Below are 4,139 nucleotides of genomic sequence, written 5' to 3' on the forward strand. Positions count from 1 at the left end.
AAGGCCGCCATCGCCACGCTCGGCAGCAGCAGCCGGCCGGCCGCGGAAACGAAGGCATCCCAGCGCAGCGCGAGCGCGGCATCGAGCAGCATGAAGCCGCTGCGCACCGGCGGCGGCTCGATCATCGCGTCGATGCGGCCCGTGGGTTCGGGCGCCCAGCCCAGCAGGAAATAGAAGACATAGACCAGCAGCAGCGCGATCACGAAGCTCGGCACGCAGCTGCCGCCCACGGTGAGCACGGTGCAGGCGCGGTCCCACAACGAGCGCGGGCGCAGCGCGGCCGCGGTGCCCAGCGGCAGTGCCACCAGCAGCGTGAGCACGAAGGCCGCGAAGGTGAGCTCGAGCGAGGCCGGCAGGCGCTGCCACAGGTCGGTCAGCACCGGCTGCCCCGTCGTGTGCGACTGGCCCCAGTCGCCGTGCGCCAGCGCCTGCAGGTAGTGCCACAGCTGCGTGGGCAGCGGCAGGTCCAGGCCCATGCGCGCGCGGATCTGCGCGATCTCCTCGGGTCCGGCACTCGGTCCCGAGGCGAGGAAGGCCGCGGGGTCGCCCGGCAGCACGTGCGTGAGCACGAAGGTGAAGACGGCCGTGCCCGCGAGCACCGGCACGGTGGCCGCGAGCCTGGAGACGACGCGCCGCGCGAAGCTCATTGGAACACCTTCGTGCTTCGCACTGCGGTGCGAGCTTGCTTGGGGCGGCCCGGCGCTGCGCTCATGAACGCGTCAACGGCCGGAAGTCCACCTGGCCATGGATGTAGTAGGTGAAGCCCTGCAGGTCGGGCTGCAGCGCCGCCTCGAAGGTGGGCAGCCACAGCGGCACCAGCGGCACCTGCTCGAAGGCGATCTCGATCGCGCGCTGGATCGCGCGGTCGTATTTCGCGCGGTCGGTCTCCCAGCGCGCCTGCTCGAGCAGTTTCGCGAGCTCGTCGTTCTTGAACGAGCCGAAGTTCCAGCGCCAGTCGCCCTGGAAGAAGATGCGGAAGAAGTAGTCGGGGTCGTTGAACCAGGCCGAGGAGCTGTCGATGAAGAAGGGCAGCTTCTTCTCGGTCTGCAGCGTGCCCCACTGGGCGCTGGGCACCTTCTCGATGCTCAGCGCGATGCCGATCTTCGCCAGCGCCTCCTGGATCAGCAGCGCCGCGGGCTCGGCCAGCGTGGCGTCGCCGACGTTGTAGCTGAAGCTGGTCTTGAAGCCCTGCGGATAACCGGCCTGCGCCAGCAGCTCCTTCGCCTTGAGCAACTGGGTGTCGTAGGGATAGGGCTGCGGAAAGCGGCTGCTCGCGGGCTTGCCGGGCCTGGCGCCGTACAGCGCCTCGCCGCGGCCCAGGTTGGCGCCGCGCAGCAGCGTGGTGTAGGGCAGGGCGTAGGCGATGGCCTGGCGCACGCGCACGTCGTCGAAGGGCTTGGCCTGGGTGTTGAAGGCGACGAAGCGGAAGCTGGTCGTGACCGGCACCGACACCACCTTGGCGCGCGTGGTGTCGGTCAGCGCGTCGAGGTCCTTGGGCGGCAGCTGCAGCGCCACGTCGGCGTCACCCTTGAGCAAGGCGGCCACGCGGTTGGAGGCCGAGGGCACGACCTGGAACACGGCGCGGCGCAATTGCGGCGCGGCGCCGCCCTTCCAGCCGTCGAAGCGGGTGTAGACCACCTGCTGGCCCGGCGTGAAGCTCTCGATACGGAAGGCGCCGCCGCCGGCTTCGTGCGCCTTGACCCATTCGGTGGCCCAGGGATCGGCCGCGGTGGCATGCGACTTCGCGAGTTCGCTGTTGAGGACCGAGGCGAAGCTCAGCGCGAGGTTCGGCAGCGTGTAGCGGTCGGCGCGCGGCAGCGCGATGCGGAAGGTGTGGGCATCCACCACCGTGAACTGCGAGGGATTCTCGAGCGAGCCGGTCGCGAGCTGGCGCTTGCTGGCCGGCAGCGAGACCGCGCGGTCGAGGGACCACTTCACGTCGGCGGCCGTCACGGGCTTGCCGTCGTGGAAGGTGGCGTCGCGGCGCAGGAAGAAGGTCAGCGTGCGGCCGTCGGCGCTGGTCTCGAAGCGCTCGGCCAGTTCGCCGCGGAAGCGCCCGTAGTCGTACTTGAAGACGCCCGGCGAGAGCTGGGCGCGGTCGAAGTTGATGAGCCGGTCGTAGACGTTGAAGAACAGGCCCAGCGATTCGCGGCTCACGCCCTCGCCGTGCGGGTCCTGCGAGTTGGGCGCGCCCTCGGAGAGCACGCGCAGCGTGTCCTTGCGTGCCTGGGCCCAGGCCGACAGAGGCAGGCTGGTGCCGGCGACGGTGCCGAGCGAGAAGGCGGCGCTGCCTTGTTGGATGAAACGGCGACGGTCCATGGTGATGGCTTTCGGAAAGACGAGGAAGGATCAGATCGAGGCGTGGCGCTGCGGGCTGGCACCGTTGAGCCAGTGGTTGCCCACGGCATGCGGCTTCCAGCGCACCGGGTCGTGCACGGTGTGGGTGCGCGCATTGCGCCAGTGGCGATCGAGGTTGTGCTCGGCCAGCGTGGACTGCGTGCCCGCGAGCTCGATCAGCGCGGTGGCGGCCTCGAGCGCGAACTCGGTGCTCAGCACCTTGGCCTCGGCGACCGCGATCGAGGCCTCGGTCACGTGTTCGGCACCGGGCTCGTCACGCGCACGGTCGAGCGCGCGGCCCGCGCGTTCGAGCAGCGCCTCGGCCGCATGTTGCTGGATCACCAGCCGGCCGATGCGCGCGAGCGTGAGCGGATCGTCGGCCGCGCGCGCCACGCCGCTGTCGGGCCAGGGCCGCGCGCGCTCGCGCACCCAGTGGTGCAGGTCGGCCATGGCGGCGCGGCCGATGCCGAGGTCGATGGCGGCGTGCAGCACCTGCGCGAACGGGCCGTGGATGGTCGGCGGCTCGAACAGTTGCGCGCGCGGCAGCACCTGCAGCGCGCCGACCGCGACGTTGTCGGCCGTGACGGTGCCGCTCGCGGTGGTGCGCTGGCCGAAGCCGCTCCAGTCGTCGACGACCTCGAGGCCCGGCGCCTCGCGCGCGACATAGACCAGCACCTGCTTGTCCTGCTCGTCCTTGGCCGCGACCGGCACCCAGTGCGCGAACAGCGCGCCGGTGCAGTAGAACTTGCGGCCGTCGAGCCGCAGGCCCTCGGGCGTGGCGCGCAGCCGCGCGGTCACGACCTTGGCGTTGGCGGTGCCGCTTTCCGACACCGCGTTGCCGAAGCGCCGGCCCTCGATCGCCTCGCGGAAGAAGAACTTCTGCTGCTGCGCATCGCCGATCAGCCGCACCGCATCGACCAGGCAGTAGTGGTTCTGCGGAATCTGGCCGAGCGCGGGGTCGGCTTCGGAGATCAGCGCCGTGACCTCGGCCAGCGTGGCATGCGAGACCGCGGCGCCGCCGAAGGCGCGTGGCACCGTGATGCCCCAGAGGCCGCTGGCCGAGAAGCGTTCGACCTCCTCGAAGGGCAGGCGGCGCTGCCGGTCGCGTTCGGAGGCGCCGGTGGCGAAGTCGGCCGCGAGGCGGCGCGCGATGGCGAGGGCCTCGGCGTCGTCGCGCACGACGTGGACCGGGCTGGCGGAGGAGGAGGGAGCTGTCATGGCGATGCGGAGGTGCGTCGCCGCACCCCGGTGTGGGAGGACGGCAGCCGGGCGCGGCCCGGTCCGAAGATCTTTTCGCGCCAGCTGCCTTCGGCATAGACGCGCTTGTGCAGGCCGCGGCGCTGCAGCTCGGGCACCACGAGGTCGACGAAATGCTCGAGGCCCTCGGGGCTCACGGTGCGCACGAGGTTGAAGCCGTCGATGCCGGCCTCGGTGACCCAGGTCTCGATGGTGTCTGCGATCTGCGCGGGCGTACCGACCACGGGCGCATGGCGCGCGCCCAGCGGCATCTGCGCGAGCAGCGCGCGCGGGGTCAGCGGCGTGCCCCCAGGTCCCTTGAGCGAGGCGACCGAGCTCTGGATCGCATCGGCGCTGCCGCCGCCGATGGCGTCGTCGAGGCCATGGCGCGAGAGGTCGTGGCCGATCGCGCTGCTGAACTGCACCAGGCCGGCCTCGGGCTGCGCGTAGCGGCGGTACTCCTCGTAGCGCGCGCGGGCCTCGGCTTCGGTGGGAGCGGTCACGACCAGCAGCGTGGTCACGAAGCGCACCGCGTCGGCATCGCGCCCGGCCTCGGCGAGCGCCGC

General features: G+C 71.4%; 4 protein-coding genes. All 4 read right to left on the minus strand.

Annotation, left to right across the window (positions count from 1 at the left end; all coding sequences use genetic code 11):
• Window positions 1-647 (minus strand): ABC transporter permease (locus AC27VN_RS34505; protein WP_490879505.1); only part of this gene is annotated, 647 nt, incomplete at its 3' end.
• 61 nt (window positions 648-708) lie between these two features.
• Window positions 709-2,319, minus strand: coding sequence for an ABC transporter substrate-binding protein (locus AC27VN_RS34510; protein WP_490879506.1), 1,611 nt, complete (start codon window positions 2,317-2,319; stop codon window positions 709-711).
• Between the two features lie 30 nt (window positions 2,320-2,349).
• The gene (locus AC27VN_RS34515) at window positions 2,350-3,555 is read right to left on the minus strand and encodes an SfnB family sulfur acquisition oxidoreductase (protein ID WP_490879507.1); all 1,206 of its coding nucleotides are present in this window, start codon (window positions 3,553-3,555) and stop codon (window positions 2,350-2,352) included.
• A partial coding sequence (locus tag AC27VN_RS34520; protein WP_490879508.1) for an LLM class flavin-dependent oxidoreductase occupies window positions 3,552-4,139 on the minus strand: 588 nt, incomplete at its 5' end. The genes AC27VN_RS34515 and AC27VN_RS34520, both read right to left, overlap by 4 nt.

The sequence above is a fragment of the Variovorax sp. 20P10.2.4 genome, assembly GCF_058244205.1.